Genomic DNA, 12,998 nt, shown 5'->3' with positions numbered 1-12,998 from the left:
AACCCCAGAGCTCAGGCAGCGCGATCGGACACGATGGTAGCAACCATCAGGGCAGCGATCATGGGCAGAAAAGCAACCATGGTCAGGGAGGACATGGCGTCAACGGAGTGGGCAATCATGGTGCTGATGTTTTCAATAAACATGTTCTCAGTTCCTCTGGTGTCGTGTTGGTGAGACGGAAGGAACACCAGAACCGAAATACTATCAATAAAAATTCTGGAACAGTTTGTGGTAACCAGCAGACCATTACAGTATCGGCATATTATTATTGTTCAATAAATACGCATACCATCAGGATCGACCTGATCTTTTCCCCGATACCCGGAAACACCATGCCGAACAAAACAGCATAATGGCCTTGCACCCCGCCAGCGGGATGCAAGGCCAGATTAAAATATGCGCAAATGCACAATATTTAACCTTCTATTATCACGATTTCGTGAACTATCTGGCTCTTTATCGGCCCTGTTTTCAGGCCATGCCAGCCCGTTTCAGGGCGCTTCAGGCGCAGACCCAAAAAAACTGTCTTATTTTCAATAGCCTGCGTTGAAGCACCCGTCCAGCATAAAAACAGGTCATTTTTCCCCGAAGGCAAAAAAGTGACCTGCCTGCGCGCAGCAGTCCCGATCAGGTCTGGTCGGGCAGATCGATTCCATAATCATAACGCCGCACCGCCGCCCCCATTTTAGCCATGCCCGCCGGGGCATCCATGGGGGTGAACAGCACCTCGATAAAGTTCACGCCCTTATAGGCCGCCGCCTGATCCAGCGCGGTTTCAAGTTCATCCATGCTGGCTGCCTTGAACGCACGCGGCGCCCTGTCCGGGCCAAAGACCTGCGGCAGGTCGGCATAACGCCAGTTGGCGATGTCGTTATAAGCCGATTGCGGGCCAAGGATCATGCGCTCGATGGTATAGCCACCATTATTGATGAGAAAGATGGTGATATTGGCCTCATGGCGCAGCAGGGTGGAGAGTTCCTGCACGGTCATCTGAAAAGAGCCATCGCCAATAAACAGCACATGCCGCCGCTCCGGCCGGGCAAGGCATGCGCCAAGGCTTGCGGGCAGCGAATACCCGATCGCAGCCCAGACCGGCTGCACCAGCAGGCTACACCCTGCCGGCAGGCACGCATGCAGCATGGCCGTCATGGATGAGCCATTATCAGCCACCACTACGTCACCCGGTTGCAGGAAGGATTCGACCCGGCGCCAGAACGGGGCCTGCGCCCAGCCTTCGCCCTGCGGCGCGGGCGCGGTGGGGCTGGCGGGAGCGGTAATCCGCTCGGGCCGCGCCATGCGCACGCTGGCCAGGCGCTGGTGCACGCTGTCCAGCAGGTCGGCTGCGGTAATGCCCTGAATGTTCTCGCCACTGCAGGTCAGGCTGAAGGGCTGCACATCGATCATGGCACCCGGCGCGATCTGCTGCGAGAAATAGCCTGACGTGGAATCAACGAACCGGACCCCCAGCGCAATCACGCAATCGGCGGCCTGCACGTAATCCGCAACAGCCGGGGCAGATGCCGCACCACCATACTGCCCCAGCCATTCAGGCCCGGATTCAGGCAGCAGCGTGCGCGCGGTGGACAGGGCGGCATAGGGAATGCCGAAGGTGGTGCACAATGCCTGCACGCGTTCGTGCAGACCATACTGGCGCACCATGGCATCAACCAGCACCACGGGCCTGCGGGCCTGGCTGATGCGCCGGACCACCTGCTCTGCAGCCCGGGCAAGCAGGCCGGGGTCGGACACGGCAGCAACCGTGGGCGACGGCGGCACGTCAACCGCCACATAACAGATATCGGAGGGGAACTGGATATAGACCGGGCGGCGCAGCGTCTGCACAGCCTGCAGCACGCGGTCGGTCTCGGCCACGGCACTGGCCGGGTTGAGCCGCGCGCAGGCGACCGTGAACTGCCGGTAGCAGTTCATCACGTTGTCATAATTGCCATCGGCCAGGGTGTGATGCACCAGCGCGCGCGACTGGATGGCGTGCCACGGCGGCATGCCTGAAATCACGACCAGCGGCACGCCCTCGGCACTCGCCCCCGCCACGGCGGAAAGGCATGACAGGTCGCCCACCCCATAGGTGACCAGCACCGCCCCGATGCCCGCCAGCCGCGCATCGCCATCGGCCGCATAGGCCGCATTGAGTTCATTGCAGGTGCCAATAAACTCAATGCCCGGCGTGCGCTCGATAAGTTCGAGGAATTCAAGATTGTAATCACCGGGGACGCCATAAATACGCGAAACACCAAGATGCCGGAGCCGGTCCAGCAGCATACTACCGATTGATCCGCGCATGCCGTCTTTCCCCTATCTGTTGTCACCCCCGCCGAAATTGGCGGGGGCGAAGTCAATAGATATCAAAATCATTGTTTCCGGTGGATGAAAAGGCCATACGGCGTTCCGTCATGTTCAGGATCCATGATGACATGTCCGAGCGCGTGCGCGGAAACGGCAGGCGGTGCACCATGGAGCGCATGCTGTAGAATTTGCGGTACATGCCCTGGATGCGCTGCTCCATCTGCCCCGGCGTGCAGTTCTTGGGCCAGATATGACAGACCTGACCGGGCCAGCGGTCAATATCCTCGGGGTCGATGATGCGACCCGCCTTCTTCATCCGCTCGAACAGGGCCGTGCCCTTGGTGGGGGTGAGGATGTTGAAGTAGGCGGCAGGAACCTTGTGTGCCTCGAGGAAAGAGAGGGTCGCCTCGTACACATCAGGGTGTTCGTTGTCGTAGCCAAAAATGAAGTTGAGCGAGTAGCTGATGTCGCGCCGGCGCAGGTTGTCGAACATCTCGCCATAGCGGCTGGCCTTGTTCCAGCCTTTCTTCATGCCCTGCAGCATCTCCTCATCAATGCTCTCGATGCCGATATTGACGTGCATGACCCCGCTGCGCCGGGCAAGGTCGAGGAAGTCGGTATCAAGGCACAGATTGGATGACCACAGCGTGGACCAGCGGATCCTGAGTGGCACCAGCCCTTCCATCAGTTCCATGGCGCGGCTTTTCTTGCCGCCGAAATTACTCTCGCCAAAAAAGAAGTGGCTGCCCTTGTTCTTGATCCGCTCAAGTTCGGCCACCATCTGGTCGACCGGCCGCCAACGGAAGCGCCCGCCAAGGTAGAAGCGCTCCGAGCAGAAATCACACACGAACGGGCACCCGCGCGAGGACTGCACGGCGAATGTGCGGAAGGGGCCGAACTTCTTCAGGTCCAGAAGGTCGTAGCGCGGCGGCGGCAGGTCATTGAGCTCCTTGAGCGGAGTGGCGCGGTAGATCTTTTGCAGCCGGTCGGCTGCCGCATCCTCAAGCATGGTGCGCCAGATGGGCTCGGCCTCGCCCACGCCCACCGCATCGCAATGTTCGGCTGCTTCCTCGGCATAGAAAAACACATGCGGGCCACCCATGATGACCTTGACCCCGCGCCTGCGGAACTCGGCGGCAATGTCATATGCGCGGGGGGAATGCAGCGTCCAGGCGCTGAGTGCGACCACATCGACCGGCACCTCGAAATTGATGTCCTCCAGTTGCTCATCAAGCAGGGTAACGGTCCATTCGCGTGGCGTGAGGGCTGCAAGATAAGGCAGCGCCAGCGGCACCATCTGCCGCCGTCTGGTCTTGAAAATGGTCCGGTCGGTCTTGGAACGGTAATGCGATGGCTGAATGATCAGCAGCCTGAGATCTGCCTTGGACATGCTTCAACTCCATGGACCGGGATGTGAAGGAAATATGCTGAACAAATAACTGTCAGGCATATCGTACGGTTTTTGTCCCGCATGTCCACCACGCGCAATAAACACGATTATATTCAGGCGATGTCATATAGAGTATGCATATTTCATATATCGAAAATTTGCATTATTATTTATTGAACAGATTTTTTATTACTTATTTATTATTTGATTTGTTTTACTTACTGCAAATCGAAATGACTTGACTTATATCTGGCCACATATCAGGTTTAAGCCTGATGCATGCCTGTGGCCCCTGCATGCAAAAAGGCCCGTTCCTTGCGGCACGGGCCTCGTGATCTCACTCAGCGTCGGGCTGCGCGTTGATCCATACATCCCCATAATCTTCGGTAATCAGGAAATGCCAGCCAGGTGCCAGACACAAGCCAGAAAGTGCGCCCTGAACCACGCACAGGTTCTGGTCGGCACCGTGTCGAAGAAAAGCCCATTGATGGAAATACAAGTTTCCGGGCACGGCCTTTTCCCCAAAAGACAGCGTCCTTCGAAGCTTTTTTGAAAAAGCTTCACCAGAAACTTCCGGATGCCGGGAGGCTGTTACTTCAGCCGATTTCGCGCACGGCGCCGTAGATGTGGTACAGCGAACTCGCGGGCATGTAGCCATCAAGCGGCGTGCCATCCGCCCCTAACCGGTCAAACCAGCCGCCGCGTAATGCAGGCGGCACATAGGCCCCCGCAAAACGGGCGCAGGCCGGTGCCAGCAGTTTTTGCGCGCTGGCATCGCCCCCTGCGGCGCGGCGGGCAAGCTGGCGAATGAATTCGGTCTGCTGCCAGATGCGCGTCGTGGCTTCAAGCGGCGCGCCGTGATCGGTCACCGCATCACACACGGCCAGCGTGTCGGGGCAGACGCCATAACGCATGCCAAACGCATGCAACGCCGCCGATGCGTGCACAAAGGGCGAGTCCGCCCCCTCCCCCGCCAGGCGTGCATATTCCGCCAGTAGCCAGGCCCATTCAAACACATGCCCCGGCTCGGTCCGGTTCTGGCCCGGGGCCGCGCTTGGCTGCCACAGAGGCGTGAACAGTTCACCCACCGCGCCCCCGGGCAGCATGAAATGCTGCATGCCAAGTTCCGCAAGGGCGCGGGCATGATCGAGATACATTTCCCCGCCGCCCACCTCGGCCAGCGCGAGGAAAGCTTCAAGCAGGTGCATGTGGGGGTTCTGGCGGCGAAAACCGTCCTGCCCCGGCACGGTATCCAGATAGCCGCCGGGCTGCGCTGTGCCGAACAGGATGGTTATTTCATCCACCGTCTGCCGTGCAGTCTCCAGCCACGTCCGCTCGCCCGACAGCCTGTATGACCACGCGCAGGCATAAAGAATAAAGGCATGGGCATAGAGATCGCGCCGCGTATCGGCCGAGGTGCCATCGGGGCCAAGCGAAAAGACCCAGCCCGGCGCGCCATCCGCCCGCCAGTAACGCCTGCGCACCTGCGCCATGCAGGCCAGCGCTGCCGCTCCGGCGGTGGTATGGCCATCATCGGCGGCCCGTACATAGGTCGCGATCTGGCGGGCCTGCACCATCAGGCGCAGGGCGGGCGGGTTGCACGGCACCCCGTCAAAGCCCAGCCGCTCATGAAACAGCTGCCGCACGGGATCAAATCCCGCATCGATCCATAACGGCAGGGCGGCCTGTGCCAGCCAGTTGCGCAGCCCCGCAGAGGAGTGTGCGCCCGCGGGCCGCTCACCCATTGGCCTGCCCCGCCCCCGCGCGCCGGACCAGCGAGGTGGTCGAGCGGCCATCAATCAGGTCAATCAGGGCCACGCGGCCACCATAACCGCGCACGAAGGGCGCGCCCACCACCTGCTCTTCCGTATAGTCCGCGCCCTTGACCAGCACGTCGGGGCGCAGGGCCCTGATGGCCTCGATGGGCGTCTCCTCATCAAACAGCACGACAAGGTCCACATCACGCAGGGCGCCGAGCACGGTGGCCCGCGCCTGCTCATCCTGCACCGGGCGCGAAGGCCCCTTGAGCGCTGCCACCGAGCGGTCGGTATTAAGGGCCACCACCAGCCTGTCACCCTGCCGGGCCGCACCACGCAGCAGGGCGATATGGCCGGGGTGCAGCAGGTCGAAACAGCCATTGGTGAACACGATGCGCGCGCCATGCTGCCGCCAGTCCGCCACGATGCGCGCGGCCTCATCCAGGCTGACAAGGTTGCCGTGGCCCGTGGTTTCCCCGTTCAGGGCATGTTGCAGTTCGTGGCGCGAGACAGTGGCCGTGCCATGCTTGCTGACCGAGATCGCCGCTGCCGTGGTGGCGATGACCACTGCCGTCTCGAGCGGCAGCCCGGCGGAGAGCATGGTGGCGATGGTGGCCACCACCGTATCGCCCGCGCCGCACACATCAAACACTTCCGAGCGCCGGGCAGAGACATGCCGCATGCTGCCGGCCTGCTGCCATAGCGACATACCCTGCTCGGAGCGCGTGACCAGCACATCGCCACCAAACTGGCTGCCAGCCGCACGTGCCGCCGCCTCCACCTGCACATCCGTGCCAGCAGGCAGGCCGGTGGCGCGGCTGATCTCGACGCGGTTGGGCGTAATCAGCGCGGCACCTGCGTAAATGCCGAATGTCGCGCGCTTGGGGTCCACGATCACGGGCACACTGACAGCCGCCGCCCGGGCCATGATGCCCCGTATCACATCATCCGACAGCACGCCCTTGGCGTAATCCGAGCAGACCACCACCCGTGCGCCCGGCAGGGCCGCATCAACGGCAGCGAGCAGACGCGCGTTGGTCTCAGCGCCGAAGGGGCTGAGAATTTCCTCATCAATGCGGATGATCTGCTGCTGGCCGCCCAGAATGCGGGTCTTGGTGATGGTGGTCCATGCGGGGTCCTCCACCCATCCGGTCGTGTCGATGCCGGGCCATGTGGCCAGTTTTTCACGCAGGGTCCGGGCCGCGCCATCCGCACCCACCACCCCGATCAGGCTGACCGGCGCGCCAAGGGCCGCCGCATTGGCCGCGACATTGGCAGCCCCGCCCGGCGTTGCGTGCTCGCGCGCATGCAGCAGCACGGGCACCGGGGCCTCGGGCGAGATCCGGTTGACCGAGCCGGTAATGTAACGATCCAGCAGAAGATCACCCACGACAACAATCCGGCCGGGTGTGAGTGTATCAATCATCCATGATCCATCAGGACAGAAAAAAAGCAGGCGCACGCGCTACCGCAGCAATAGGATATGGCGGCGTATCTGTCACGTCGCCCCGTTGGATACGGCCTGCCCCGTGGAGGGATTTCAAAAAAGATAAAAGTTTCCGGGTGCCGCCTTTTTTCAAAAAGGCGGCTTTTGGCGAAGCTTTTTGCAAAAAGCTTCTCTCCCGCGCCTTAAACGGCAGGCAGGACGCGGCTGGTGCCATCATGCTCGAGCATATCGATGATGGCGGCTGCCGTTTCCTCCACCGAGCGGTGGGTTACGTTGATGACCGGCCATTTATGCCGCGTGCACAGCCGCCGCGCCCAGTGCAGTTCCTCCTGCACGTTGACCGGGTCGATATAGGGTTTGACCGATGTTTCCGACATGCCGGGAGCCACCATGGAGCGCCCCGGCAGCATCATGCCCACGCGTGAGCGGCGGATTTCAAGCAGGGTATGCGCATCGATGGTAAGGCCGACCACAAGGCCGGGAAAATGTTCCAGCCCCGCAGGTAGCGGCGCATGCGGTACAAGCGGAATATTGGCAGCCCGGATGCCCCGGTTGGCGAGGTAGAAACAGGTGGGTGTCTTGGATGTGCGCGAGACCCCCACAAGCACCACCTCCGCGCGGGTCAGGTCGGTTGTCTTCTGCCCGTCATCATGGGCGATGACGTACTGCATTGCATCAATGCGGCGGCGGTAACTCTCATCCATCACGTACTGGCCACCGGGGTGGCGCTCGGCGGGGATGCCGGTCTGCTGTTCAAGGAAATGGATCGTGCCATCAAGGATGTTCTTGACCTGCACCCCAAGGCGCGCGCACCCCACCCGCAACATGGTCTGCAATTCAGGTGATGTGAGCGAGGACAGGACCGGCCCCGGCTCGTGACTGATCCCGGCCAGCACGCGACCGACCTGCACGCGCGTGCGCACGAGGTTCCAGTTACGGAGGGCAAACTTGGCATCCTGAAACTGGGCGCCACAGGCGCGCATGACCGCCTCGAGCGCCTGTCCCGTCGCCTCGGATACAAGATGCAGGATAATCGGCTGTTCGCTCATTGTCCTGCCTGACAGGCGCGCCCCTGCCCGAAGGCAGGCGACGCGCCATTTTGTTCAGTGTCTATGCCAGCCTGCAGGGATCAGGCGGGGTTGCCGACCTTGTTGCGGGTGGCAAGGGCCGCCTGTGCGGCCGCAAGGCGGGCCACCGGCACGCGGAAGGGCGAGCACGATACGTAATCCAGCCCGACTTCATCAAAGAAGGCGATGGAATCCGGGTCACCGCCATGCTCACCGCAGATGCCGAGCTTGAGGTCGGGGCTGGTCTGCCGCCCACGCTCCACGCCAAGACGCACGAGCGCGCCCACGCCATCACGGTCGATGGACACGAACGGGTCGCGCGGCAGCAGGCCGTTATCGACATAATAAGGCAGGAACGAACCCGCATCATCACGCGACAGGCCAAAGGTGGTCTGGGTCAGGTCGTTTGTGCCGAACGAGAAGAAATCGGCATATTCCGCAATCCTGTCCGCCTGGATGGCGGCACGCGGCAGTTCGATCATGGTGCCGATGTAGTAGTTGAGGTTGGTCCCCTCTTCCTTCAGCACGCGGGCGATCTCGTCTTCCGCGGCGCGACGGGTGGTGGCGAGTTCGGCCTGTGTTGCCACCAGCGGGATCATGATCTCGGGACGGATGGGCCTGCCGAGTTCTTTCTCCACAATCACGGCGGCCTGGATCAGCGCGCGCACCTGCATGGCATAGATTTCCGGGCTGGTCAGGCCGAGGCGGCAGCCACGGTGGCCCAGCATCGGATTGGTCTCGGCCAGGGCTGCGCAGCGGGCACGGACCTCTTCCACGCTCTTGCCCAGCGCCTGCGCCACTTCGGCGGTCTCGGCTTCCTCATGCGGCAGGAACTCGTGCAGCGGCGGATCGAGCAGGCGCACGGTTACCGGCAGCCCGGCCATGATGCGGAACAGGCTGGCGAAGTCATCACGCTGGAAAGGCAGCAGCCCCGCAATGGCCTTCTGACGTACCAGTTCATCATCGGCAATGATCATCTGGCGCACGAGGCCAATGCGGTCAGGGCCGAAGAACATGTGCTCCGTGCGGGCAAGGCCGATGCCCTCCGCGCCGAAGCGCCGGGCGGTTGCGGCATCATCGGGCGTTTCGGCATTGGCGCGCACGCCAAGGCGGCGCACGCTGTCGGCCCAGCCCATGAGCGTATTGAAATCATCGGACAGCGTGGGCGCGATGGTCGGCACGCGACCCAGATAGACAGCCCCCGTACCGCCATCGAGCGTGATCCACTCGCCCTGTGCAATGGTGTGGGTGCCAACGGTCATGGTGCCCGCGGCGTAATCGACATGAATGCTGCCAGCCCCCGCCACGCACACGCGGCCCATGCCACGCGCCACCACGGCGGCGTGCGAGGTCATGCCGCCACGGGTGGTGAGCACGCCACGGGCGGCGTGCATGCCGTGCACGTCCTCGGGGGATGTTTCGATACGGACAAGGATCACATCCTCGCCTTTTGCGGCCCGTGCCTCGCATTCCTCGGCCGAGAATACGACCGCACCGGCTGCAGCACCCGGCGATGCGGGCAGGCCACGCGTCAACTGCACGCGCTCGGCCTTGGGGTCGAGTGTGGGGTGGAGCAGCTGGTCGAGCGAGGAGGCCGGCACGCGGCGGATCGCGTCCTCCTGCGAGATCAGGCCTTCACGCGCCATGTCGATGGCGATCTTCAGTGCTGCCGCGGCGGTGCGCTTGCCGCTGCGGGTCTGGAGAATGTAGAGGACATTGCGCTGGACGGTGAATTCGATGTCCTGCATGTCCTTGTAATGGGTTTCGAGCACCGAGCGCACGCGCAGCAGTTCGGCGTAAGCCTGCGGCAGGGTGGTCTCCATCGGGTGCTGGCCTGCCTCGGCGCGCGCACACGCCATGGGCTGCGGCGTGCGGATGCCCGCCACCACGTCCTCGCCCTGCGCGTTGATGAGGTATTCACCGTAGAAGATGTTCTCGCCCGTGGACGGATCACGCGTGAAGCATACGCCGGTGGCGCAGTCATCGCCCATGTTGCCGAACACCATGGACTGCACGTTGACCGCCGTGCCCCACGAGGCCGGGATCTCGTGCAGCTTGCGATAGGTGTTGGCGCGCGGGTTCATCCACGAGCCGAACACCGCCCCGATCGCGCCCCAGAGCTGGTCCTGCGGGTTGGTGGGGAATTCGGTGCCGGCATGGGTGCTGATAAGGTGGCGGTAATCGGCCACGATGGTGCGCCACTGCTCTGCCGTAATGGCGGTGTCGTCTTCCACCTTGCCCGCGCGCTTGAACTGCTCGAGCACGTCCTCAAAGTGATGATGGGGCACGCCCATCACCACCGAGCCGTACATCTGGATGAAGCGGCGGTAGCTGTCCCATGCGAAGCGGGCATCGCCGGAGGAACGGGCGAGACCTTCCACCGTCTCGTCATTGAGGCCGAGATTGAGCACGGTATCCATCATGCCCGGCATGGACACGCGGGCACCCGAGCGCACCGAGACCAGCAGCGGGGCTTCGGCATCGCCAAAGCGCAGGCCCATGGATTTTTCAACCCGCGCCAGCGCATCGGCAACCTGGGCGCGCAGGTCATCGGGGTATTTCCGGCCATTTTCATAAAAGGCCGAACAGACTTCCGTTGTAATGGTGAAGCCAGGGGGCACCGGCAGGCCGTTTGCCGCCATTTCCGCCAGGTTGGCACCTTTGCCGCCCAGAAGGTTGCGCATCTCCGCGCGCCCTTCGTTCAGGCCATCTCCGAAGCTATAAACCCATTTGGTCATGTCTGTTCGTTCCTACGCGCGCCCGTCTGTCAAAGGATAACGCCTGCTCCGGCACAGGGTAAAAACAGACGACCGTGCTTTTAATATTGTTTGTTGTTGGCAGGTCCGGGCAGTGAATTTAACCGGCACGGGCAAGGGCGGGCAATCACTATTTTTCACCTGCCCCATTGCGCCATGCGGCATGACCTTAAGCGAACGAAGCCGGGCAGAATGCGGAAAATGAAAATAATATTGTTTAATTACAATATGGTATTTTTATAAACCATTAACGCAACCACAGGCGCCTGCAAGGTAAGGCGCATGTTATATTATTTTTAATAATTTTAGTTATTCATTTTATAAATAATTTATACACTCCGCAAAAGAGTCTGTTTTTGCTGCATTACGTTGTGCGTTGCAGCAAAAACATTGCGCGCTGCACAATAATGAAATGTAATTACAAAATAACCTAGCCTATTATTCAAAAAATACTTTCAAAACACCTTTAATTATGTTGACACTCCATCCCGCTTTCCAGAAAATTCGCTGACGGCCACACAAAAACAAGAAGTTCGGTCAACATGAAAAAAACCATACTCCTCCTGCTGCCCTTTGCCGGGCTGCTCTGGGTGCCGCTGTATAACCGGCACGATCCGGTGCTGCTCGGCTTTCCGTTCTTTTACTGGTACCAGCTTGCCTGGGTGCCCGTAACCTCCGTCCTGATCTGGATGGCATGGAAGACGGATAAACAGTCATGATCCCCTCCCTGCCTGATAACGCCGCCATCGGCGTATTTGTCCTGTGTTTTGTGGCCACCATCGTGCTGGGCAGCACGGTGCGGTTCTGGCGCCCGCTGCTCAACCGCCGCAAGGCTGTCACCCATCATAACCAGGGCGAAGAATGGGGTCTGGGCGGGCGCGAGTTCGGCGCCTGGATCACGTGGTTCCTGGTGGGGGGCGACTTTTATACCGCCTACACGGTCATTGCGGTGCCGGCGCTGGTCTATTCCACCGGGGGCTTCGGCTTTTTTGCGCTGCCCTACACCATTATCGTCTATCCGTTCATCTTTGCCGTCATGCCAAAGCTGTGGACCATCGCGCGCGATGGCGGCCATGCCACGGCGGCTGACATCGTACGCGCGCGCTTTGGCAGCCGCACGCTGGAACTCGCCGTAGCCATAAGCGGGCTGGTGGCGGTGCTGCCCTATATTGCGCTGCAGCTGATCGGTATCCGCACGGTTGTCGAGGCACTGGGCTATACCGGCATGCTGCCCCTGCTGTTCGCGTTCGTGTCGCTGGCGGCCTATACGTGGCTGGGCGGGCTGCATGCGCCTGCACTCACCGCGTTCATCAAGGATGTGATGATCTATATCGCCGTGCTGGCGGCGGTCATTATCGTGCCGATCCATCTTGGTGGCTATGGCGCCATGTTCCATGCGGCGACGGAACACCTGCCCGCCATTCCCGGCGGCCACATCGTGTCACAGGACCAGACGGTGCCCTATGCCACGCTTGCGCTCTCCTCGGCTTTTGCCGCCTTTCTGTACCCGCATACGCTGACCGGCATTCTGGCAGCGAAATCCGCTGATACCATCCGGCAGAATGCCGTGTTCCTGCCCATCTACACCATTGTGCTCGGGCTGATCGCGCTGCTGGGGCTGATGGCGCATGCGGCGGGAATCGTCACAACCTCGTCCTCACAGGTGGTGCCGCAACTTTTCCTGGCCATCTTCCCCTCATGGTTCGCAGGCTTCTGTTTTGCTGCCATCGCTGTGGGGGCGCTTGTGCCGGCCTCGGTCATGGCGATTGGTGCGGCCAACCTGATCATGCACAACATCCTGCCCCGCCATAGCGAATCGGTTACCGGCGCGCGCCTGGCCGGGCTGGGTGTGAAAGTGGGCGCGCTGGGCTGTGTCGTGTTTCTCAACGCCAAGTTCGCCATTGACCTGCAACTGCTGGGCGGCGTCATCATTTTGCAGACCTTCCCCGCCCTGATCATGGGGCTGCTGCCGCTGCGGCTGTCGGCCCCCGCGCTGATTGGCGGCTGGGCCAGTGGCTCGCTGTTCGGGCTGGGGCTGTGCTGGATGGACGGTCTCAAGCCCGTGCACCCCATTGCGTTTGGCGGCTTTTCGGCTTCCGTTTCAACCGGCCTGCTGGCGCTGGGCGTCAATATCGTAGTGACCATGGTGCTGGGCAGCGTGATCCGGCTGGCGCTGGGAGCTTCGCCCTCCACCCTCCAGCCACGCCAGAGCATGCGTCGGCAGAGCTGACAGGGTGCATTAATATATAGCATTTCGGGGCGCCGCTTTTTTTAAAG

General features: G+C 61.4%; 9 protein-coding genes. 2 read left to right on the top strand and 7 right to left on the bottom strand.

Translation table 11 applies throughout. The features are described 5' to 3' along the window. Positions 1-11: 11 nt before the first annotated feature. From FMA36_RS19725 to ppdK, 7 genes are all read right to left on the bottom strand, one after another. Positions 12-143, bottom strand: coding sequence for a hypothetical protein (locus tag FMA36_RS19725; RefSeq protein WP_276612573.1), 132 nt, complete (start codon positions 141-143; stop codon positions 12-14). Positions 144-627: 484 nt separating this feature from the next. After that, the gene (locus FMA36_RS09525; RefSeq protein ID WP_206065069.1) at positions 628-2,301 is read right to left on the bottom strand and encodes an alpha-keto acid decarboxylase family protein; all 1,674 of its coding nucleotides are present in this window, start codon (positions 2,299-2,301) and stop codon (positions 628-630) included. 52 nt (positions 2,302-2,353) lie between these two features. Further along, positions 2,354-3,694 (bottom strand): B12-binding domain-containing radical SAM protein, encoded by a 1,341-nt coding sequence (locus tag FMA36_RS09520; RefSeq protein ID WP_159262125.1) that lies wholly within the window; start codon positions 3,692-3,694, stop codon positions 2,354-2,356. Positions 3,695-4,290: 596 nt separating this feature from the next. Further along, complete coding sequence (locus tag FMA36_RS09515) at positions 4,291-5,439, bottom strand: AGE family epimerase/isomerase (RefSeq protein WP_159262124.1); 1,149 nt, start codon at positions 5,437-5,439, stop codon at positions 4,291-4,293. Then, entirely contained in the window at positions 5,432-6,877 is a 1,446-nt protein-coding gene (gene rfaE2 / locus FMA36_RS09510) for a D-glycero-beta-D-manno-heptose 1-phosphate adenylyltransferase (protein WP_159262123.1), read from the bottom strand. Before rfaE2 ends, FMA36_RS09515 begins: the two co-directional genes overlap by 8 nt. Positions 6,878-7,080: 203 nt before the next feature. Beyond that, positions 7,081-7,947 (bottom strand): pyruvate, water dikinase regulatory protein, encoded by an 867-nt coding sequence (locus FMA36_RS09505; protein ID WP_159262122.1) that lies wholly within the window; start codon positions 7,945-7,947, stop codon positions 7,081-7,083. A gap of 80 nt (positions 7,948-8,027) precedes the next feature. After that, positions 8,028-10,703: a pyruvate, phosphate dikinase gene (gene ppdK / locus FMA36_RS09500; protein ID WP_159262121.1), complete on the bottom strand. Its 2,676-nt coding sequence runs from the start codon at positions 10,701-10,703 to the stop codon at positions 8,028-8,030. A gap of 560 nt (positions 10,704-11,263) precedes the next feature. Between ppdK and FMA36_RS09495 the strand changes: the two genes are divergently transcribed. Both FMA36_RS09495 and FMA36_RS09490 read left to right on the top strand, forming a co-directional pair. Then, a complete protein-coding gene (locus FMA36_RS09495) occupies positions 11,264-11,440 on the top strand; it encodes a DUF3311 domain-containing protein (RefSeq protein ID WP_159262120.1) in 177 nt (58 codons plus the stop codon). Next, positions 11,437-12,951, top strand: a complete 1,515-nt coding sequence (locus tag FMA36_RS09490) for a sodium:solute symporter family protein (protein WP_159262119.1) — start codon at positions 11,437-11,439, stop codon at positions 12,949-12,951. The genes FMA36_RS09495 and FMA36_RS09490 overlap by 4 nt, the downstream gene beginning before the upstream one ends. The last annotated feature ends 47 nt before the right edge of the window (positions 12,952-12,998 follow it).

The sequence above is a fragment of the Komagataeibacter xylinus genome, from assembly GCF_009834365.1.
In the GTDB taxonomy this organism is placed as follows: Bacteria; Pseudomonadota; Alphaproteobacteria; order Acetobacterales; family Acetobacteraceae; genus Komagataeibacter; species Komagataeibacter xylinus_D.
This window is presented reverse-complemented; position numbering and strand designations above follow the sequence as displayed.

Coding starts and splice junctions, on each gene's coding strand:
- FMA36_RS19725 (WP_276612573.1), bottom strand. CDS start 143: ATGTTTATTGAAAACATCAGCACCATGATTGCCCACTCCGTTGACGCC.
- FMA36_RS09490 (WP_159262119.1), top strand. CDS start 11,437: ATGATCCCCTCCCTGCCTGATAACGCCGCCATCGGCGTATTTGTCCTG.
- FMA36_RS09515 (WP_159262124.1), bottom strand. CDS start 5,439: ATGGGTGAGCGGCCCGCGGGCGCACACTCCTCTGCGGGGCTGCGCAAC.
- FMA36_RS09495 (WP_159262120.1), top strand. CDS start 11,264: ATGAAAAAAACCATACTCCTCCTGCTGCCCTTTGCCGGGCTGCTCTGG.
- FMA36_RS09520 (WP_159262125.1), bottom strand. CDS start 3,694: ATGTCCAAGGCAGATCTCAGGCTGCTGATCATTCAGCCATCGCATTAC.
- FMA36_RS09505 (WP_159262122.1), bottom strand. CDS start 7,947: ATGAGCGAACAGCCGATTATCCTGCATCTTGTATCCGAGGCGACGGGA.
- ppdK (WP_159262121.1), bottom strand. CDS start 10,703: ATGACCAAATGGGTTTATAGCTTCGGAGATGGCCTGAACGAAGGGCGC.
- FMA36_RS09525 (WP_206065069.1), bottom strand. CDS start 2,301: ATGCGCGGATCAATCGGTAGTATGCTGCTGGACCGGCTCCGGCATCTT.
- rfaE2 (WP_159262123.1), bottom strand. CDS start 6,877: ATGATTGATACACTCACACCCGGCCGGATTGTTGTCGTGGGTGATCTT.